Origin of the sequence: Chitinophaga sedimenti (assembly GCF_023156195.1) — a bacterium.
Classification (GTDB): domain Bacteria; phylum Bacteroidota; class Bacteroidia; order Chitinophagales; family Chitinophagaceae; genus Chitinophaga; species Chitinophaga sedimenti.
In genome coordinates, this window is record NZ_JAKUKA010000001.1 from 1300246 (window position 1) to 1318499 (window position 18254).

Here is an 18254-nt window from a genome sequence, read left to right on the forward strand (position 1 = left end):
TTATTGCACGGAACTGCCCATTGCCATGGGGGTGCCATTAGCCTCATATACGGTATTGCCTTCGAGTTTTTGCTGGTTCAGGTAGCGCTGCATTTTTCGGCCGTAGTAGTTGGCATCACCTACAGATACAGTGCCGTCGAAGCGATTGGCGGCGATACCGAGTATGTCCACCATCAGGTACAGCTTTTCGCGGCTGAATACGCCAAAGTGGCTGGGAATCCAGTACCTGGGCTGGCGCAGGATGTCGGAGAGATACAGGCGGTGCCGGATATAACTCATTTTTTGTCCGGTCAGCGTGTTGTACACAAAGTCCTTCATGTCTACATTAAAATGCTCGTTCTGCTCCAGTTGCAGGATCAGCAGTTTGGTCGTATCGCGCATTTCGGCCGTACGTTTTACGCGGATAAACACGGAATCGGTCGTATAACCGCCACGTATTGCCGGTGCACCGGATACTAACTCGTAATCCACGCCGGCAATGGCGGTAGACGAATCCGGTATCGTCAGCTTATAGGTACGGTCTTGCGAAGAAGGCATACCCATGGTCATGATTGGTATTTTTAACACCGTGTCCTGCAACGCGGCGGTGTACAGGGCAAAGCTGAAGAACGAGCTATCGGTGCGCACATCCGACGAAGATATTTGTACGGCGTTGCGGAAATAAATGTTATTGGTGCCGTTGTAAGTCGGCAGGTCCTTTTCGCAGGCCATCAATAAGATGGCTGGCATTAAGGCGAACAGTTTGAAAAGTGTTTTCATCGTACCGTTGGTTTTATGGTTAGCGATACTGTGTTTCAGATAATGGAAGCGGCACCACGTATTTTGCCTTATTCATGGCAATGGTGGCCCCGGTGCTGATCGCGCTCGGAATGGTTGTTTCCGCGCGGCGTTTGTAATAGTAAAAGAGCTGGCCTTCGCCATAAAACTCTTTCATATATTCTTTGCGGATCTCGTTCTGGATGTTCACGGTGGCGGCCAGCGCCGGTAAACCGCGGTGTGCGCGTACCTGGTTCAGGTAGGCAAGCGCCTTTGCCGCGTCGGGCTGGCACTCGGCTGCGATGTAATACAGTTCGGTATTGCGAAGCACAGGCATATACTGGTACCATGCCGAATCAACGCCTGGCGCCTGGTATTTAAGAAAGGTCTTATAACTTTTAGCCCCGAAAGCACCCAGGAGTCGTGGTAGCGCACGTCGTTGCCATATCCCTCGAACGTAGCGTCCAGCACATTTTGCTCGGGACGATAAATACTGGCGTCCGTTACATCGGCCGCAAACCAGGCTTTGTGATTCTCTGCCAGTTTTGCATGATAGAGTCCCATCAGTACTTCGGTATAATACACGCGGTCGGGGTCTACTGAAATCATGGTCCGCGAACCTTCTACCCAGGGAAACCAGCGAGTGGTACCCTGCAACGCGGTTTCTGCTATCAGCAGTGCGTTAGTGGTATTGCCCCGGTAAAGTTCTGCACGGGCGAGCAGCAATTGGACTGCATAATAGTTCATCCGGTAGTTGCGGAGCCGCGCAAAATCGCGGCCATCATACAACAGCGTATGCATCGGCCCTTGTGTGATCACCGGGTCGGCAGCCAGTAAGGCCGACGCCATCCGCAGATCGCGCAGGATGCTGTCCATGGCCTGATTAGCGGGGAGCAGCGGCGAAAGAGCAGTGGCTACTTTATTGTAGTAAGGAACAGCCGGCAAGGTAGAATCGGTGCGGTATACCGGGCCAAAAAGCCGGAGCATGTCCAGCTGTATCATGGATCTGAGACCGATCGCCTCGCCTTTATACAGGGCCAGGGTAGGAGCATCCAGTACGGATACGGAATACGTTTCCAGGCTGCCGATGAATTCGTTGATGTCCGACACCGCGTTGTATGAATTGCGCCAGATGGCTTCAAAAGCATTCTGTGCATCGGTTTTATCGTACGCATATTGTTGCACCTGCGGTCTTTCACCTGTGGCGCCTGCATTGATGAAGTAGCGCTGCGCCAGCAGTTCCAAGGTGGTCATGCTCATACGCCCGCCGTACATGTTATTGTCCGACAGGGTTGCATACAGCCCGTTCAGCGCCTGCGCTATCCGCGTGGGATTGGTATATACCTGCTCCTGCGTGAACTGGTCTTCCGGTTGCAGGTCCAGCCATTTTTTACAGGAACTCAGCCCCGCCATCAACAAGGAAAAGAAAGTAATTTTTATGATGAATTGTTTCATGATCTTACGTTAAACTTGTTTAGAATCCGGCCCTCACACTGAACGACGCCGATTTCGCAAAAGGATAATCAATCCCTCTTTCCCGCGTGATCGTAGAGAAGTAGAAGATGTCGTTCATGTACGCATTCAGGCGCAGGCTGGTAAGACCGGCCTTCTTCATCCAGCGCCGGTTGTTGAATTCATATCCCATGTTGAGCGATTCGCCGATGATCACATTTTCTTCCTGTACAAAGCGGGACGACATCGGGGTGGTGCCGGTCAGACTGATGGCCTTGAATTTTGCGACGTCACCGGGTTTCTTCCAGCGATCGTATAATGCCCGTTTATCCTGGTTGTTCAGTATTTCACCGTCGGTGATATTCTCTACTTTTTCGAATACCGCGTTGTTAAAGATCTCTGCACCCAGGCGATAACGGAAATTAAGGCCGAGTGTAAAGCCCTTCAGGCTCAGGTTGCTGCTCACCACACCTTCTACAAGCGGGCGTGCGTTCCCTACTCGAACAATGTCCGCCGCGCTGTAGGTATAAGTATACTGTCCAAAGCGATCCACGAATACTTCGCGGCCGGTTGTTGGATCAATGCCCACGGATGTAACGGCCCATATATCGTCCGGGCTGTACCCGTCACTGAAGCGCTGGAGCGATTTGCTCAGTTCCTGCTGTTTGTTGAGTGTTGCCAGCTTGTTGCCAAAGCCGCCATACTTGCTTTTAACAGTGCTGCCGAAAACGCCCAGCGTCCATATAACACGGTCTTTTGGGCGAAATACCGGGGAGTATTTCAGGTTGAATTCGATACCTTTTGCATCCAGATACCCGCATTGGTGGCGTACGCTGTAACGCCAGTAGAGGAGGGAAGGTCCATCATAATGATGAGGGGATCGGTATGTTTTTATACACGTTGAAGCTGCCGTTCAGCCTGTTTTTCCAGAACGCGAAGTCAATACCGCCGCTGGAAGACAAAGTGTTCTGCCACTCGAGGTTTGGATTGCCCATTGCCTGCAGGGAAAGGGCCTGGCCGAACAGGTTCACGTAGCTTTCATAGTTGTATACCGAAGTAGAACGAAGGCTGCCAAAGTTCTGGTTGCCGGTCAGTCCCACGTTGGCGCGAATTTTCAGGAACTCGAGCCAGCTGAATTGCTTAAACCACGTTTCGCGGTGAATGTTCCAGCCCCCGCCCACCGACCAAAAAGAAGCGTATTTCTTATTGGAGCCAAAGGCCGTAGAGCCGTCGTACCGCAAAGACGCATCAATCATATACCGGTTGTCGTAAGCATAGTTCAGCGACGCCAGCAGGTTATTCCTGCGGAACCGGCTCGCCGAATAAGCCGGTTTACCCAGTTCGTCATATCCAAAAGAAAAAGAAGGATTACCATTGGTGCCGGCGGGGTAACCCACCGCAGTAAAGCTCGTACGACGGTTATTTGTTTCCTGTCCCTCCGCGCGGGCAGTGGCGTTTACGCTATGCACCCCGCGAAACACGCGGGCATAGGTGAGCATGGCGTTTACTGCATAGTTGAAGGAACTGGTCTGCGATTCCGTATAACGGCCCCGCTCGTAGACGGAACGGTTATCGAAGCTCGTATGTTCCGGCGGTGTAAAGCTGATCGCCGTAGCGGTGGTTTTGCCTACCTGCACCGAGCCCGGAAGCGCAGTCCCGGGTAAATATCATAAATGAGCGAAAGGTTGTTTTGTACGCCCAGACTTTTGTTATTGGAGCGGTTGCCGAGGCCTGCATTGTACAATGGGTTGGTCGATATTTCCGCATCCGTGGCGTTCGGGTCCGTAGTTTCGTCGAGGTAGCGGCTGATGCTGCCGTCTGCCAGGCGCTTTTTGAAGTAAGGGTTTGCATTCACGAAAGTGGCGAACGAACCGTAGGGCGATTCGCTGCCCTCGGCGCCGTTCACGAACAGGTTTTCCATGATGTTCAGCTTTTTGTTGCGGTACGACAGTTTGAGATTGCCGCCCCAGGTATCGCGTTTTGAGCCTTTCATGACGCCGCCGATCGTTTTGTAATTCACGCCTGCGGAGTACCGCATAGAGCCGTCGCCGCCATCCGCATAAATGGAATGGCCCTGTGTGATGCCTGTCCTTACGGGCTCGCTCAGCCAATAGGTGTTCACCCCGCTCTCCACGGCACTTAACCGCGCATTGTAAATACTGTCCCGCGTAATCTGAGTGTATACACCCTGGCTGCCAGCTGTGTACCGGCCCGCCAGTTTTTCGAACTCCAGCTTTTCGGCCGCGTTCATCATATTATAAACGCCCAGCATCGGTGCGGATACGCTGAAGTCGCCACTGTACGAAATACGCACGGCGCCCGGTTCTGGTTCTTTGGTTGCCACTACTACCACGCCGTTCGCTGCCTTGGCGCCATACAGGGCCGTAGAAGCCGCATCTTTCAGCAGGGTAACAGAGGCGATGCGGTTCATGTCCAGGTCTATAATGGTCTGTAATGTCGCTTCAAAACCATCGAGGATAAATAGCGGCTGGTTGGGATCCGCGCCAAATTCATCTTTCAGCGATGCGCTCGGCATGCTGCTTTTACCACGGATCTCTACGTCCGGCAACGCGTTGGGATTGGAGCCAAGGGCGTTGTTATCGTTGATGATAAAGGAAGGATCCAGTGTTTTCAGGCTTTGTAAGATGTTCGAGTTGCCTACCTGTCGGAGTTCATTGGCAGTAAACGTCGCAGCCGCGCCGGTGAAACTTTCTTTTTACGATTCACGATACCGGTAACCACCACATCGTTCAGTACTTTGGAGTCGGCGATCAAACGCACTTCGATACGGCCGGTGCCGTTTACTTTGTACTCCTGCGATTTGTATCCCATATAACTGGCTACTAGTGTGGCTTTCGAAGCAGGAATGCGTAAGCTGAATGCGCCCTTTACATCCGCCGCCGCGCCCACGGCGGTACCTTTACGGAGATCGTGGCGCCTGGCAAGGCTTCTCCTTCGGAACTCGCAATACGGCCGGTGATCACAATGGCGGTATCCGCCGTCGCAACCGGGTCGTCGGTTGCGAGGCGGTTGCCATCTTCCTTCTTATAGATCACAATTACTTTTTCACTGGCCGCTTTGTAGCTCAGGTCAAATGATTTCAACAGTTCGTTGAGCACGTCGTGTACGGGTTTATCCTTCACCCGCAGCGTAACGGTTTCGTTCACCGGTACTACCTGCGGACTGTAACTAAACCGATACCCGGCCTGTTGTTCAATCGACTTCAGTACTTTGCCGAGTGGCTGGTTTTTAACATCCAGTGTAATACCATTTTGCCGCGCGGCGCCCTGCGCAATGCTGATGAGAAATAGTGCGGCAGTAAAAAACAGCATCTTTCCATAGATCATCCGTAGCACAGATCGCCCGGGGGCTTTGACGGTCGTCAATCCCAACTTGTTCATCTTGTTTCAGATTTGGTTTTTAAAATGTTCTCCCTGGTGCTTTTTATGGCATATAATGCCCTTCCGGAGTGATCAGCTCCAGCTATTATAAGCACGTTTGTTTCCCCTTGTTATGGCCGGAAAGGCGCTTAACGGTTGATTCTTATTTCGTTGTTCGCTTTCTTATAACTGAATTTTTTAGAGAGGCTTAATGCCGCCAGTATTTCATCCAAAGTTTCATTCTCGTAAATCCCTGTATATGTATATTGTTTCACTGCGTCGTCTTCAAAAACAAAGGTGATGTTGAATCTTCTTGCCAGTGTTTCGGTAATGTCTTTCAGATTGCTTTCAGCAAACACGAGCTGGTTTTGCATCCAGGCGGTTTCCTGTACCAGGTTGCCGGGCATTACGCGGATGTTGTTCACCTGCACTTTCGGTTGCTGTGTTTCCAGCGTGCTTAATACGACTGCCTGGTCCTTGCGTAACACGAGTTTTTCACTCGGTTTCAGGATGATGCGCTCCGATGGGCGGTCGTTGAAAGTAACGGCAATTTTACCGTGTATCAGTGCGGTTTCCACCGTTTCATCCTGCGGGTAGCTTTTTACATTGAAAGCCGTACCCAGTACCGGATGTTGATTTTATCGGTATGGATCACAAAGGGACAAATACTGTCGCGGCTCACATCGAAATAGGCTTCACCCGTGAGGGTGACTTCGCGTGTTTTCTTACCTTTAAAGGACTCCGGGTAGCTCAGTTTACTGTCCGCATTCAGCCATACTTTGGTACCATCGGGCAGCGTAATGGTGGTGGTAGTGCCTTTCCTGGTAACTACTTCGCTTTTCGCTATCGCCGGCAGCGGATGTTCCAGCTTTTTATCCAGGTAGATAATGCCGCAGGCTAGCAGTACCAGGCTGCCCGCCAGTATCAGCCCCGTTTTCAGCGGACGGCGGCTTTGTTTTTCAGGAGCAGCCGAAAGGAGCGTAGTGGCATCTGTACGCCCGCTCAGTTGCATTTTAACGGCATGCGCGGCAAAGGCGGCTTCCGCTTCGTGCCGGCTAGCTTCCGTATCGGCCTGGCGGTGCTGCGGGTATTGCGCCATCAGCCCGCGCCATTCGGGATGCAGCCGGAGCATCCGCTCCAGTTCTTCCTGTTCCCTGGAGTGTAGCCTCGCCGGCAAACTTGCGGCTCAATAGTATATAAAACCTTTCTGGTAGCATCCTACCCGTACAGACAGTGAAAAGGGCAGGTTCCACCGGTCAGCTTCAAAAAAGTTGAAATTAATTCTGGGTAGGGGGTAGATAAGCCTGCAGCATCACGCCAAGCTTACGTAACGCCGTGCTCATATGGCCTTCCACGGTGTTCACGGAAATGCCCATAATGTCGGCCACCTGTTTGTAGGAGAAGTTGTTTTCGCGGATGAGCGTATATACCAGCTGGCATTTGGCCGGCAGCGAACGCACCGCCAGCGTCGCTTTTTTGTGTAACTCCGCGTGCAGCAGGTTTTGCTCCGGGGTGTACACTTCATGGATCATTTCAAGATGGATGGTGTCCAGGTCGACCAGTGGCACCTTATAATAACGGCTGAGGTAATTCAGGGAAGCGTTTTTACGCTGCGGAACAAATACACTTTTAAATGTGCTATCTCCGCCAGCGCAGGCCCCATGTCCCACAGCTTCAGCAATACGTCCGAATAGATTTCTTCCGCTGCTTCTTTCGACTTTACAATGTTGTTGGCAAACTTAATCAGTGGCTGGTAAAAGTGGACGAACAGGTCGTGGTAAGCGCGTTGATCGCGCTCAAAAGCAACACTCCGCTGCAATACAATAATATCTGTAGGAATCCTGTCCACCGTAGATCGCTAAATTAAAATAAAAAGAGGGCAAATATTCAACAATTTTCAACAGCATGATAAAATGCAGCCAAAGATCGATCAAATACTATGTTTTGCCCGGGTTCCGTCTAATATCTAACTTTAGGGCAAAGCTTTACACGTGAATCTCGAAAAATTCAGGGACTATTGCCTTTCCCTTAAAGGCACAACGGAGAAATTTCCCTTTGGTGAAACGACACTGGTGTTTTATGTGATGGATAAAGTGTTCGCCCTTACCGATATTGAACTGTTCGCCAGCGCTAATCTTAAGTGTGATCCCGAACTGGCGGTAGAACTCCGCGAACGTTACAGTGCCGTGGAGCCAGGTTATCACATGAATAAGAAACACTGGAACACCGTGGTAATGGACGGCACCGTGTCCGACAAGCTGGTACTGGAGTGGGTAAAACACTCGTACGACTTAGTGGTGGCGGGTTTAACTAAGAAAGCAAAAGCCGAACTGGCGCAGTTGTAACCGGCCCGATAAAATGTCCATCGTTTTATTCGATTAGTCCATTTATCAGCCCTTCGTGTAATGCTACCTTTGACTTGTTAATAATTGATATATGGAAAACAAGATTTTAGGTATCCACCACGTAACGGCGATCGCCGGAAATGCTAAAAAGAACCTCGACTTTTATACCCAGACCCTGGGTATGAGGCTGGTAAAGAAGACCGTGAATTTCGACGATCCTAATACGTACCATTTTTATTACGGCAACTATGCGGGCGAGCCCGGTACTATACTTACTTTCTTCCCCTGGGAAGGTATTACACAGGGCCGTCGCGGTCCCGGACAAGCTACTGAAACCGGTTTCGCGGTGCCGGAAGGCAGCCTGGATTTCTGGCTCAAAAGGTTGGATGAAAGGAATGTGATTTTTAATAAACCGGCCACCAAGTTTGGACAGGAGTACCTGACGTTTCTCGATCCCGACGGACTGAAACTGGAACTGGTGGCTGTACCCGAGAGCAAATTGATTACGCCTTACGAAACGACAGGTATTGATGGTAAAGCGGCCCTGGGCGGTTTCCACCACGTAACGCTTACGCTTACCAGCATCAAGCCTACTGTAGCCGTACTGGAATTGCTGGGTTACACGCTGCAGCAGCAGGAAGTAAACCGCTACCGTTATGTGCTGGAAGGCGGCCCTAATGCAGGCATCATTGACCTGGTGGAAGCCGCCGGCGAGCAACGCGGCCATGTAGCGGGTGGTTCTGTACACCACATCGCCTTCCGTGTGAAAAATAAAGCAGCACAACTGGAATTCCAGGAGGCGATCGCTAAGAAAGGTTTTAACATTACGCCGGTACTCGACCGTAATTATTTTACGTCCGTTTACTTCCGCGAACCAGGCGGCGTACTGTTCGAAATCGCTACAGACGATCCCGGTTTTGCAGTAGACGAACCACTGGATTCACTGGGCCAGGCACTGAAGTTGCCGGAGCAGTATGAAGCAAGCCGCGAGCAGATCGCGAAGGCGCTGCCCGATCTTGGATAAGGGTACATCATCAAAATATAAGAAGGCTGGTCTTGATGGATCAGCCTTTTTTTTTTGTGGCGAGCATACATAAAAAGGGACCGACCGTCACCTGGTCGGCCCCTCACGCAGGCATAGGTATAAAGAATCGCTAGGGCTCCTCCGTAGATGGCACCAGCTTTTAAACAAGTTCAGATGTAAGTTTACCTCAAACGTCCCATTGGTATAGTTCTTTAACCCCGCAGTTTGCGAGTTGTATATCAGTTGCACGCCAACATTCGATCTGAAGTTGAAACCCACTCCGGTGGAGAAGTTACGGGTAGAATGGTATACGGCGAACACGTTCGCGAATTCCTGCATCAGGGCAAGGTTAGCGCCGATATCGATCATGCTGCTTTCGCCTTTGATAGCACGTAGTGCGATCTTGGGTTCCACGTACGAGATCACGCCATCTTCTGTTTCAACTTTGTAACTGGCCGCCGTAAAAAACAGCGAGCGGTCAAAACTGTTGTATTTATCTTTCTTGAATTTCGCAAACAAGCTCGGCACAGCTGCCTGCAAGGTCAGGTTATGATTCGTGAACGCAGCGCCAAAATCCGCATCAAAGAAGTTGTCGCGGGCATTGTAACGCTGTACCAGCGGGTCATTGGGATCGCCCTCTAAGCCCTTTTTATCGATACGTTTTGCATCCAGCACAGCGGAAAATCCCAGGTGGAGCGCGGTTTCTTTTTCTATGTTTAACGTCAGGTGATAGGCGTAGGTCAAAGCAACGCGCGTTTGTCCCAGCAAGCCTGCTTTATCGGAATACACCTGTGCGCCTGCAGCTACGCGGCTCGTTACCGGGATGTCAGCGGTAACAGCGGTGGTTACGGGGCCACCCTGTATATCCTGCCACATGCGGCGATGCGCGAAGTCAAACTTAACACCCGTGCCCATGCCGGCCATAGCCGGGTTGGCCGGTACTGGTTAAAGAAGTACTGCGCGCCCAGCGGGTGTTGCGCCTGGGTTTCGTTACCCAATTCCTGGGCTTTGGCAACCAGCTGGAGAAGTACCAGCGCGGCCAACGTCAGCAGTGAAGCACGATAGGAATATTTCATAGGTTTTTCATAAGATGATGGTAACAATCTTAACGCTGCTCTCTTACCAGCGTAATAAAGCCTTTGTATTGCCTTGGACCTAAATCCATAATGTAATAGTAGGTGCCTTCCGCTAAATGGCTGCCGTTTACGCTGCCATTAAAGTCGTTCTGGTAGTTCTTTTACTATATACCATGCGACCCATGCGGTCGTAGATAAACACCTCGTTGTTTTTGCCGAGGTCGAGGTTTTTAATCACCCACAGGTCGTTTACCCCGTCGCCGTTTGGCGTGAGGATGTTGTTAGCTTCCAGTTTCGCGGGCGTTTCGTACACGTCGGCAATTAAAATGGTAAAGGTAGCCTCAAGGAATTCTCCTGCGCCGTTGGTGGCGCGCACCCGGATGTTGTAGCTCGATTTCGTCTCGTAATCAAATACTACCGCTGCCCGCAGAATGCCTTTAGTATCGATGGTAAAGGCGTCATTGCCCTCATCGTCCGCTCCGGCCACCAGGGTATAGGTGTAGGAACCTGCGTCCGCGTCGTTGCTTAACAAAGCGCTAACGGCCGTGCCTTTCAGGTTGTTTTCGTGAATCTCCTTAACGGGTAGTTGAATGTCCGTAGGTGGTACGGCGCCTGCCCGCAGCGGCAGCACGGGAAGCAGCAGCATTACGTACAAAGCATGCCTGCGGCAGCAGCCAAGGGCTTTGCGGCATAAGCCGGGATAGGATAGTGGGTACATCATACACTTTGCTTTAACGCACGGCAGTCATTACCTGCCGGGTCTACGGATAGCAAATATATATTATGTGTTTGTATTAATAAAATATTTCTTTTATATGTTCTAGAATGGATATCCGATAGCAATGTTAAGGATCAGGTTTTCTTTCCGCCAGTCGGGATCGCCGAAGCGGATCTGGTTACCCACCCATCGCTGGTTTTCGGGCAGCCAGGGTTTGCGCAGCGGGAAAGCTACGTCGAAGCGGATAATCAATATAGAGGCATCTATGCGTAAACCTGCACCGGTACCCAGGGCAGTTTGTTTAAACATATTACCCAGCTTAAACTGACCTTCTTCTTTACCTGGCAGCGATTCTTTCAGCCAGATGTTACCACCATCGAGGAAAGCCGCCAGCTCTATTCGGTTAGCCGGTTTAAAACGCAACTCCGTATTGAATTCCAGTTTGATATCGCCCGCCTGGTTAGCCAGCAGCCTGGCGGTATCCAGTCCCGGATCGCGATAACTGCCGGGGCCGAGCGTTCTCGCTCTGAAGGCGCGGATGCTGTTGCTACCTCCGATGAAGTATTGCTTCACAAATGGCAGTGTACTGAAGTTGCCGTAGGCCAGGCCATAACCCGCCAACGCCCTGTTCACCCACGTGAGGTTATCGCTCAGTTTCCAGTAGTGGCGGCCCTCCAGTGTAAAGCGGAGGTACTGCGAGAACGGGTTGTTAAAGATCAGCCGCTGGCTGTCCTGCTTCGGTATGATCAATCCCGCAATGTTGCCGGAGATGTCTGTATTGAAGCTCGCATAAAACGTATGGTAACGTTTTTCCGAAAGGTTGTTAAAGGTCAGGGTGTAGTTGCCGCCCAGCAGGAACTGTTTGGATACCGACTGCTGCAATGCAAGGTCCTGTTGCTGTTGTTTAATGAACTCAGGCGAAAGCTTCGATGGCAACACGTATGTGATAGCTACCGGGTTCAACTGGTGCTCGAGGAATTTCGTCTTCTTCCATAAATAGCCGTACTGGAAATAAAACGCGTTCAGGTTGTAAGTGGCCGGCCGGCTTAACAGCTCGTACCCGATACTGAACTTCGTGCGGGGAACGTAAGGCGTTCGAAGGTTAATGCCGCGAATAGGCGTTACAAAGCGCGGAATGGTCACCGACACATCGCCGGTTACACTGTAGCCGCTGGTGTTCAGCTGCGTGGTGCCACCGCCCACCTGTGTCTCGAAGCCGCCGCCCAGTTTAATTTCCAGCAAATTCGCACCTCGTAGCCAGTTACGGTTTTTCGCCGAGATGTTTAGCTGCGATCCCACGAAGTTGCTGCTCTTCGAGAAGCCGGACAAGTCCAGCTGCAACGAGCGTTTCGGGTAGGGGGTAAGGTAGAAGCTGGCGTTCAGGTAACCAGTATCCCTGGCTGCGCGGAACTGCCCGCGTACAAACTTGAATACGCCGAGGTTCACGAGCCTTTGCAGCGTGATATTATGGTTGCTCAGCCGGTACAGGCTGTCGCGCTGCAAGAACACCGAGCGTTCAAATACAATAGATTTAAACAGCGAATCCCGGTCTACAATAATAAACCCGGGTCGTTTGCGCTGTGGCCGGGTGCTGTCTGCACGCCTCGCCGCCCTTACCGCGCGGATCGAATCCGAAGCGCGCCTGTTCGTGCGCGCTGTGTCTTCGTCCAGGCTGTAATCCGTATACAGCGTCACGTTGCGCATGGTATACTGCCGCAGAGCCGTAGCCGGCGTTTGCGGTTTAATGCGCATGTACAGGTTTACCTTGCCCTGGTGCGTACTATCGATCTGTGTTAAGATATAATCCGGTGTAAAGTAGTAATAGCCCTGTTCTTTCAGGATGCTGTGTATGCGGTCACGCTCGTCCTTAATTTTATCCAGGCTGAAGTTGTCGCCGTGTTTCAGCAGGGAACGGCGGTCCTGTTCATGGATCAGCCGCGCCATGGTGCCGGTATCAATTTCAAAAACCGCGCTGTCTATGGTATAACGTGTACCCGGCATGGCCGTGTAGGTGACGCTTGCTTTTTTACTTCCTTTCAGGTTGACTTTATTCCGCACATCCGCCTGGAAGTAACCATTATCTTCCGGTATTGCTCGAGGATCAGGTTATTTGTACCCAGTTTCACCTGGCTGAGCAACACGGGCGCCTCGCCCCATTTTTTACGCAGCAGGTAGTTCAGTCCTTTGGTTTTAGTGCCGGGGTCTTTACCCAGGTTGTATATGAGCAGTTTAAACGGAATACCCAATGTTCTTTTGTTGGGTTTGGGGCGTAAACGACTTTCCATGCCGCTGTTGAGCGTGCCTTTGTCCTTTGGTTTTTTGCCATCCCATTTAATCGTGGATCCTGTGAACAATCGTTCGCCCTCCGGCACCGTTTTGGTGGTGGAACAGGCTGCCAGTACCGCCGTTAATGAGATCAATATGTATAGCTGCTTGCCTGTCATACCTTATTTCGATTTTTTAGCACGGATGCGTTCCTGCTTTTTCTCTTTCCTGCGTTCAAATATTTCTCTGAATTCGTCGTAGTCCATCACGAGCATAAAGGCCACGCCCGTTTCGATTACCTGGCCCTCAATAATCGTTTCGCTCAGGTTGCGCCGGTAAGCGCGCAGGCGATAGCGCCCGTCGCGCGTCAGCGCGTATTCGGCCGTTACATCGCCCACCAGCGTACTTGCTTCCTGCGGATCGCCATTGCCCGTAATGCCCACGTTGGAGCCTACGGTAACGGTTAAACGGTCATTGAACAGGCGTTTGGATACGTCCACTTTCAGGTTCGTGCTTTCTTCCCGCGTGCCGCTGCTGTAGTCATCTTCCGACTGCAGGTCAAAGTTGATGTCGAATCCTTTTATGAGACTGCCCGCCAGGTTATTCAGCTGCTGCGACAATACTTTACTCACGGATTTGCGTGCAATGTCCTCGAACGAACTGCCCGTGCGGCTATCCAGCTGGTCAAACGGATTCTCCGAGATGAACCGGTTCAATACCAGCAGACCCATTACTTGTTTGTTCAGTTCGGACGGCACCTGGTTAATTTGCTTCAGGCGCGTGTATAAAGCCCCGTCCAGCACGTTCCGCGAGTTCTCCGGCATATCCAGCTGGAAGCTGATTTCGGGTTTTAGTAATTCACCCGTGATGATCAGGAATACTTCCACCGGTACCTTCTGATTGTACTGTGCCTTGTTGGTGGTGGCGTCGGTCACCTGGTCGCCAATAAGGTCGATCGCCGGCGCGTTTACCGCATACTTGGCTTTAATATTTACATCCGCGCTTGTTGCTTCGCCGTTCCAGATGATGGTACTGCCTTTCTCGATCTCAAACTCTCGTTTGATCAGCTGGTTCAACGACATCGCATATTTACCTTCAGATATTTCATATCGCCCGGTCAGGCTCATTTTATTACTCGGGTCCAATGTCATGTTCAGCGTGGCGTTACCCTGTACTTCAAGATAGTCGCCGTTGCCGGGATCAATCACCAGCCGCATCACCGCTTTGGTCTATTTCCACGTCGCCGGAGAACACGATGCCTGTGAGGGTCGGCATGGACGGTAAGCTGTCTTTCCGCACCAGCAGCGCACTGTCCGGCATATTGTCCCTGTCCACGAACTCCACGATGCCTTCCCGGCTTTCGATCTGCGGATCGTTTTCCGGCAGCACCACGGTTACCTGCGATTTTTCCAGCAGTTTCACGTTCAGCTGCACGCGCGGCAGGTCAAGATCGCCCCGGATCTTGGCGTTCAGGTCAATAAAGGCAGGGCCGTAGTAAAGTTGGTCGTCCTTGGCTTTAGGCCCCAGGGCGCGGAAGTTTTCGGCGGTTAAATCCAGGTTGAAGTCGAAGTCCGCGTAGTCGTTCGTGCGGATCTGCCCGTTCAGCACGGCCTCGTTGCCTACGCTGTCGGCAATTACAAACTGGCGGAAGCGGATGCCCTGTTCTTCAAACAGGATGTCTTCGTCGGGCAGTTTAAATTCAGCGTTGATCATGCTCACCGTACTCCATGGCCTCGTTGAAATGGAGGTTGCCGCGGATGCGGGGCCTGTCGGCCGTTCCCTGTAACGTGATGCGGCCATTCGCGCTGCCGCTCATTTTGCTCACGTTGCCGAAGGTGAAGGGCTCTACCGATTTCATGTTCAGCGATTGCAGGCTGAGCGTGAAGTCCATCTCATCGCTGTAAGTACCGCTCAGTTCAACATCGTTATCGTTCCCCGTAATGCGCGCGTCGAGGGTGTAGGCCTTGTCGGCGGTAGAATTGGCTTTCAGGGCCAGGTCGCCAACAGCGGTGCCCATCGCACGCAGGCTGTCTATTTTCAGATCGCCGTCCAGTATCGGTGTGGCTTCCAGGTTGCTCACGGTAATCGCGCCATTGGCGATACCGTTTATGAGGGCCGTATCTTTTTCAATAATGCTTGTCAATGTCGCCAGCCGGAAGTCTTTCAACTCCACCGTGATAGCGGGCATGGTGGTGTCGCGGGCGGCTTCTTTCGTAAAGATGCGCAGTTGCTGATCCTGCCGCATAAAGCCGACATCCGCGAAGGAGAGGTTGCCTTTTTTGATCACGATTTTATTGCCGCCGGCAGCGCTCCAGTCCATCTTATTGAGTAATAATTTTTCCTTTAGCGAAAAGAGGAGGCTATCGCCTTCCAGGTAGTGCAGCTTACCGCCCAGGGCGTATTTCGCTTCCTGCTTTTTATCGTTGATCTGCAGGTCAAAGTCCAGCAGCCCGTTTTGCGCTTTGGCATCAATGGTAGTACGCTCCAGCGGGATGGTCGGGTGACGCAGTGCGCCGAGGAGCACGTTGGCGGTCATGATGGAGGTATCCGCACGCAGTTTCACCTGGAAGGTGTCTACGAAAAAGGAGTCATAACGTAACCGGTCGAGGTTCAGGTTCGCCCATAACAGCGCGCTGTCGCTGCTCAGGCGGCCGCGCAGGAACAGGGGTTTATCCATTTCCACATCGGGGAACAGGCGTTGCATGGATTTGGGAATAAACACGGCGCCATTCAGCGTCAGGTCACGGTGCTCGCCTGGCATAGCCGTAGTATCGGTAGCTGCCGATAAGTGTTTGCCGATGATGGCCTGCGCGGTAGCGGCTACCGTCTGGTAGTTGAAGTCGCCCGCTACGCGCAGCCTGCCGAACGGGGCACGCACCAGTACCCGTTGCATGCCGCTGTCGTTATCGGCGCGTACGGTGATGCTGTCCAGCGCATAGATGTCGGTTTTATCCGCCACCTGTATTTTGTAAATATCCGCGAAAGCGTTCAGCTGGCGGGGACGCAGGTCGTTCACCCGGGCATCCAGCGTGGCTTTGATGGTCATGGTGTCTTTGCTGAAGCCGGTTGTTTTCATGTCGAACTTCTGCAGGTCTACAAAAGCAACAATGTCTGGCCGCAGGAATCTATTTTGCCGGACAGCTTCAGGTCCAGCTGTACGGCGTTATCATCGATGTTGCCGGTAGCGTTATACACGCCTCTTTTTAAACCCCCGTCCAGTACAATGTTATGGTACGTATAACGGTTATAGGTAAACGTTTTAATATTGACATTGGCATCCGCCACGGCTTTTTGCACATCGGTGCCGCTGCCTTTCGCGTAGATGGTGCCGTTGAGCGCACCCAGCGTCGTGTCTTTAATGAAAGCCCCGGTTTGCAGGCGGTCCGCCAGCAGGGTAATGTTATAACTCAATTTATCCGGGTCGGTAAATTGGGCGAGGTCGCCTTTCACCGACAGGTTGCCAAAATCGGTGCTTAATAATAAGTTAGGATGAACCTGCTGCATGCCGCCCCGTACCGCCCCGGTCAGTTGCAGGCGGTTGGGCAGCTGCACGCTGTTCGGAATCGTACCTGCCGGTACCCAGCTGCGCAGGCCGGCATTGCTGCTCAGCATTTTTATGTTGATAAGATCGATACCCAGTTTATCCGTTTCCGTTACATTGGCTGCCGAACCTTTTACGTATAGATAGTTACGATCGTTATCCTGCACTTCCAGGCCGGGTATCTGCAATTGTGCCAGCGATCCGTCGAGCTGACCTTTAAGGGAAAGCTGCTTGCGCCACATCGGCTGCATGGACTTTTGGCGGCTGAGGTCTGGCGCAAAGTACAGGGCCTCTCTTAAGGTAAGCGTGGTAGGCCGCAGGTCGGCTTTGATCTGCATAGCGCCCAGGTTGTCCGACAAGGTGCTCCAGGAAGGCACGCGCAGCTGTACGTCCGCATCGATCTTGCTGGCGGCGGTTTGAAGCAGGAAGTTCCCTAAGTTGATTTCGGTATTGGTGTATAATATGTTGCCTTTCAGTTGTTGCAGGGCGAGGCCACTTTTTTCCGTCAGACTGCCCGTCGTGATATGCGCGTGTGTGCTGTCTGCGTTATACCCGATATCATTCGCCTTAATCACCACACCGGCCAGGGCCAGGTGGTTCAGGTCAACGGCATTTTTATACCGAACGGAGGGCGAATCCGGGTAATCCATATTGAAGTCTACGCCATCCAGGTCCAGCGCCCGCGCCGTCACGCGCCAGGTGTTAGGGGAGGAGGTATCTTTCGGCTCACTGGCGCCGGTAGTATCCAGCCCGGTCGCCATCAGCAGGTGTATGGCGCTCTGGCGCAGGCTGAGTGACTGTGCATCTACCAGTGTTTGCAGCAGGTCGAAGCGGGCGTTTTGTAAAGTAAGGTTGCCGATGCTGCCGCTTACGCCGATACCAATGCCATTATCTGAGTAAAGGAATTGCGTATTGCTGATAGTGAGACTTTTAGCGCGGAGGTCCAGCGGTGTGGAACCGGTATCGGCCGGTTCGTCCGGCGGTGGCGGCGGTGGCGCCGAAGAGGGTTTGTATTGCTGTACGAAGGAGGCGTTCACGCCATCGAGCAAAAACTTCTCTATATAATATCTGCCCTTGTCGGTATCGAGCGTGGAAGGCTCCAGGTGCAGGGTAGTTAAACCCGCGTGGACAAGCATCCCGCCAAGCGAGTCGTTGTAATTCAGGTCGATGCGGCGCAGGTCTACGGAGCCGATGTCATACTTAAGCGTGGTGCCGCTTTCTTCGATCACCGTATCCTGTTTGGGACCAGGCGACGTAAAAGCATCGATGATAAACTGGTAATTAAAACTGCTGTCGTTCGCGGGACGGTAAACATTGGCTTTTACATCGTTCCAGTCGAGCGAGTACACGCGTATTTCGTTGTGCAGCAGGGCGAGCAGGTTGTAACGCACTTCGAGTTCGCCACTTTTAAACAACGTTTGCTTTTGCTGGTCCTGTACCGATACATCGCGAAGACTAAGGGCATGCCACCAGGTGAAGCGGAGGCGGCCAATGTGTACTTCCGTACCCAGTTCCTTACGCAGATAATTCTCAGCTTTTGCGCGCACGAAGTCCTGCACAGCGGGTAGCTGTAACAACAATAAAACCAAAAGGGGCAGGCCAACCACGGTAATCACAATGCCAATCAACCATCGCTTCAATTTTTTTCTTCCGGGCTTGGCGGTAGAGGGTTCCTTCACGTATTAGATATCTTATTA

Annotated in this window: 22 protein-coding genes and 2 pseudogenes; 2 read left to right on the top strand and 22 right to left on the bottom strand. The window is 52.1% G+C overall.

The genetic code is table 11. From position 1 onward, the window contains the following. The 13 genes and pseudogenes from MKQ70_RS07345 to MKQ70_RS07400 all read right to left on the bottom strand — a co-directional run bounded on the left by MKQ70_RS07345 (position 1) and on the right by MKQ70_RS07400 (position 7437). Complete coding sequence (locus MKQ70_RS07345) at positions 1–759, bottom strand: DUF4843 domain-containing protein (protein WP_248069592.1); 759 nt, start codon at positions 757–759, stop codon at positions 1–3. Positions 760–778: 19 nt separating this feature from the next. After that, a complete protein-coding gene (locus tag MKQ70_RS07350; protein WP_248069593.1) occupies positions 779–1087 on the bottom strand; it encodes a RagB/SusD family nutrient uptake outer membrane protein in 309 nt (102 codons plus the stop codon). Beyond that, positions 1012–2211: a RagB/SusD family nutrient uptake outer membrane protein gene (locus tag MKQ70_RS07355; protein ID WP_248069594.1), complete on the bottom strand. Its 1200-nt coding sequence runs from the start codon at positions 2209–2211 to the stop codon at positions 1012–1014. The genes MKQ70_RS07350 and MKQ70_RS07355 overlap by 76 nt, the downstream gene beginning before the upstream one ends. A gap of 19 nt (positions 2212–2230) precedes the next feature. Then, positions 2231–2797, bottom strand: coding sequence for a hypothetical protein (locus MKQ70_RS07360; RefSeq protein ID WP_248069595.1), 567 nt, complete (start codon positions 2795–2797; stop codon positions 2231–2233). Between the two features lie 274 nt (positions 2798–3071). Beyond that, positions 3072–3845: a SusC/RagA family TonB-linked outer membrane protein gene (locus MKQ70_RS07365; protein WP_248069597.1), complete on the bottom strand. Its 774-nt coding sequence runs from the start codon at positions 3843–3845 to the stop codon at positions 3072–3074. Then, positions 3836–4639, bottom strand: a complete 804-nt coding sequence (locus tag MKQ70_RS07370; RefSeq protein WP_282457151.1) for a SusC/RagA family TonB-linked outer membrane protein — start codon at positions 4637–4639, stop codon at positions 3836–3838. The genes MKQ70_RS07365 and MKQ70_RS07370 overlap by 10 nt, the downstream gene beginning before the upstream one ends. Then, positions 4619–4858 (bottom strand): annotated as a pseudogene (locus MKQ70_RS37910) (hypothetical protein); the annotation flags it as partial. The pseudogene MKQ70_RS37910 and the gene MKQ70_RS07370, both read right to left, overlap by 21 nt. Positions 4859–4866: 8 nt before the next feature. Further along, positions 4867–5118: a carboxypeptidase-like regulatory domain-containing protein gene (locus MKQ70_RS07375; protein ID WP_248069599.1), complete on the bottom strand. Its 252-nt coding sequence runs from the start codon at positions 5116–5118 to the stop codon at positions 4867–4869. Next, on the bottom strand, positions 5097–5609 hold the full coding sequence (locus MKQ70_RS07380) for an STN domain-containing protein (RefSeq protein ID WP_248069601.1): 513 nt from the start codon (positions 5607–5609) through the stop codon (positions 5097–5099). Before MKQ70_RS07380 ends, MKQ70_RS07375 begins: the two co-directional genes overlap by 22 nt. Positions 5610–5737: 128 nt before the next feature. Beyond that, on the bottom strand, positions 5738–6166 hold the full coding sequence (locus MKQ70_RS41075) for a FecR family protein (protein ID WP_248069602.1): 429 nt from the start codon (positions 6164–6166) through the stop codon (positions 5738–5740). Between the two features lie 23 nt (positions 6167–6189). Next, positions 6190–6765, bottom strand: a complete 576-nt coding sequence (locus tag MKQ70_RS07390; protein ID WP_248069605.1) for a FecR family protein — start codon at positions 6763–6765, stop codon at positions 6190–6192. Positions 6766–6865: 100 nt separating this feature from the next. Continuing rightward, positions 6866–7156, bottom strand: a complete 291-nt coding sequence (locus tag MKQ70_RS07395; RefSeq protein ID WP_248069606.1) for an RNA polymerase sigma factor — start codon at positions 7154–7156, stop codon at positions 6866–6868. 23 nt (positions 7157–7179) lie between these two features. Next, complete coding sequence (locus MKQ70_RS07400; protein ID WP_248069607.1) at positions 7180–7437, bottom strand: sigma-70 family RNA polymerase sigma factor; 258 nt, start codon at positions 7435–7437, stop codon at positions 7180–7182. 142 nt (positions 7438–7579) lie between these two features. On the opposite strand from MKQ70_RS07400, the gene MKQ70_RS07405 reads away from it, so the two are divergent. Beyond that, positions 7580–7933 (top strand): MmcQ/YjbR family DNA-binding protein, encoded by a 354-nt coding sequence (locus MKQ70_RS07405; RefSeq protein WP_248069608.1) that lies wholly within the window; start codon positions 7580–7582, stop codon positions 7931–7933. Positions 7934–8024: 91 nt separating this feature from the next. Further along, on the top strand, positions 8025–8957 hold the full coding sequence (locus MKQ70_RS07410) for a ring-cleaving dioxygenase (RefSeq protein ID WP_248069609.1): 933 nt from the start codon (positions 8025–8027) through the stop codon (positions 8955–8957). Between the two features lie 87 nt (positions 8958–9044). Here the strand turns inward: MKQ70_RS07410 and MKQ70_RS07415 are convergent, their stop codons facing one another. The 9 genes and pseudogenes from MKQ70_RS07415 to MKQ70_RS07450 form a co-directional block, all read right to left on the bottom strand. Beyond that, positions 9045–9872 (bottom strand): PorP/SprF family type IX secretion system membrane protein, encoded by an 828-nt coding sequence (locus tag MKQ70_RS07415; protein ID WP_248069610.1) that lies wholly within the window; start codon positions 9870–9872, stop codon positions 9045–9047. After that, positions 9803–10033, bottom strand: a complete 231-nt coding sequence (locus MKQ70_RS07420) for a hypothetical protein (protein ID WP_248069611.1) — start codon at positions 10031–10033, stop codon at positions 9803–9805. The genes MKQ70_RS07415 and MKQ70_RS07420 overlap by 70 nt, the downstream gene beginning before the upstream one ends. Before the next feature lie 29 nt (positions 10034–10062). Next, positions 10063–10754 (bottom strand): annotated as a pseudogene (locus MKQ70_RS07425) (T9SS type B sorting domain-containing protein). Between the two features lie 99 nt (positions 10755–10853). Beyond that, entirely contained in the window at positions 10854–12809 is a 1956-nt protein-coding gene (gene tamL, locus MKQ70_RS07430) for a translocation and assembly module lipoprotein TamL (protein WP_248069614.1), read from the bottom strand. After that, entirely contained in the window at positions 12788–13195 is a 408-nt protein-coding gene (locus MKQ70_RS07435; RefSeq protein ID WP_248069615.1) for a hypothetical protein, read from the bottom strand. Before MKQ70_RS07435 ends, tamL begins: the two co-directional genes overlap by 22 nt. Before the next feature lie 3 nt (positions 13196–13198). Continuing rightward, entirely contained in the window at positions 13199–14233 is a 1035-nt protein-coding gene (locus MKQ70_RS07440; RefSeq protein WP_282457155.1) for a translocation/assembly module TamB domain-containing protein, read from the bottom strand. After that, positions 14217–14729, bottom strand: coding sequence for a translocation/assembly module TamB domain-containing protein (locus tag MKQ70_RS37920; RefSeq protein WP_282457156.1), 513 nt, complete (start codon positions 14727–14729; stop codon positions 14217–14219). Before MKQ70_RS37920 ends, MKQ70_RS07440 begins: the two co-directional genes overlap by 17 nt. Next, entirely contained in the window at positions 14716–16092 is a 1377-nt protein-coding gene (locus MKQ70_RS07445) for a translocation/assembly module TamB domain-containing protein (protein WP_248069616.1), read from the bottom strand. The genes MKQ70_RS37920 and MKQ70_RS07445 overlap by 14 nt, the downstream gene beginning before the upstream one ends. A gap of 17 nt (positions 16093–16109) precedes the next feature. Further along, a complete protein-coding gene (locus tag MKQ70_RS07450) occupies positions 16110–18236 on the bottom strand; it encodes an AsmA family protein (protein WP_248069617.1) in 2127 nt (708 codons plus the stop codon). Positions 18237–18254: the final 18 nt, after the last annotated feature.